At 38.9% G+C, this 1,040-nt stretch carries 1 protein-coding gene; it reads left to right on the plus strand.

Translation table 11 applies throughout. The features are described from left to right. Positions 1–54: 54 nt before the first annotated feature. On the plus strand, positions 55–987 hold the full coding sequence (locus tag NI461_RS14035; RefSeq protein WP_253157855.1) for an IS5 family transposase: 933 nt from the start codon (positions 55–57) through the stop codon (positions 985–987). Positions 988–1,040 lie beyond the last annotated feature (53 nt).

Below are 1,040 nucleotides of genomic sequence, written 5' to 3' on the forward strand. Positions count from 1 at the left end.
GGCTTTGTTGCACAAACCTAGCCTATAAGGTTTATTCAGTCCTATAATTTCAAAATGAATAAACATACTGCTAAAACTTATCGTACAACCAACTGGTCTTCCTATAATCGCGCTCTCATTAATCGGGGCAACATTTCCATTTGGTTTGATCCAAACACTCAGTGGTATGCACAACCACAAGACAAGCAAGGTCGAAATCAAACTTACTCCGATAAGGCTATTCAATGCTGTTTAATGATCAAATCTTTATTTAGACTCTCTTTACGCATGGTCACAGGTTTTGTTCAAAGTCTGATTAAACTTTGTGGATTAAATTGGACCGCACCAGATTACAGTACGCTTTGTCGAAGACAAAAACATATTAATATTGCGATTAGCTATCAAAAAAGTAGTGATGGGCTACATCTACTCGTCGACTCAACTGGCTTAAAGTTTCTAGGTGAAGGTGAGTGGAAACGTAAGAAACATGGACCTGAATATCGTCGCCAATGGCGTAAGCTTCATATTGGCATCGATGCTGAAACCTTGCAAATACGTGCAGTACAGCTTACTACAAATAATGTGAGCGATTCGCAAGTACTCGGTGATTTACTTGCTCAAATTCCCTTAGATGAACGAATTGATTCGGTCTATACCGATGGTGCTTATGACACGAAGCACTGCAGACAAGTCATTCTAGATCGAGATGCACATGCGGTCATTCCGCCAAGAAAAAATGCAAAACCATGGAAAGATCAGAAATTGAGATCTTTAGAGCGGAATGAGTTACTGAAAACAGTTAAACGTTTAGGAAGAACGCTTTGGAAAAAATGGTCTGGTTATCATCGTCGAAGTTTAGTTGAAACCAAGATGCATTGCATCAAACTATTAGGTGATAAATTAACAGCAAGGAGTTTTTCTAGTCAGGTGAATGAGATTCATGCACGCATAGCCGTATTGAACAAATTTACAGAATTAGGTCGTCCTCATACCCAAGTTGTCACTTGAATTCTGTTCAAATGAGCAGAGTGTTGTCTTTTAAATCTTTGTGCAACAAAGCC

The organism is Acinetobacter sp. S4400-12 (assembly GCF_024129495.1).
Taxonomy (GTDB): domain Bacteria; phylum Pseudomonadota; class Gammaproteobacteria; order Pseudomonadales; family Moraxellaceae; genus Acinetobacter; species Acinetobacter lwoffii_C.

Bases quoted from the DNA above. Each gene is read 5' to 3' on its own strand.
- NI461_RS14035 (WP_253157855.1), top strand. From the start codon at position 55: ATGAATAAACATACTGCTAAAACTTATCGTACAACCAACTGGTCTTCC.